Annotated in this window: 1 pseudogene; it reads right to left on the minus strand. The window is 75.4% G+C overall.

Annotated elements, in window-relative coordinates:
- Window positions 1-205: pseudogene (locus PUR26_RS02090) on the minus strand (hypothetical protein); the annotation flags it as partial.
- Window positions 206-301: the final 96 nt, after the last annotated feature.

Here is a 301-nt window from a genome sequence, read left to right on the forward strand (position 1 = left end):
GCTGCTCCACCACGACGGGCTGCGGCTCACGGACGACGGGCGGCTGTTCGTCGCCGACCAGGGGGGGCTGCGGTTCGCCCACGACGGGGGGCTGTTCGTCACCGACCACGGGGGGCAGCGGTTCGCCCACGCCGCGCGGCAGGTCGTCGCCGACCACGGGCGGGTCGCCGCCGACCGGCCCGACCGACACAAGAGGCTCGTCCACCACCGCTTTTTCGACGACGCCCGTCTGGAAATCCACCGCCGGCACCACCACGGGCTGTCCCGGGGGAGGCACCACCGGCGGCGGCGACCCCGTCAC

This window comes from Streptomyces sp. SP18CS02, assembly GCF_036322365.1.
GTDB lineage: Bacteria > Actinomycetota > Actinomycetes > Streptomycetales > Streptomycetaceae > Streptomyces.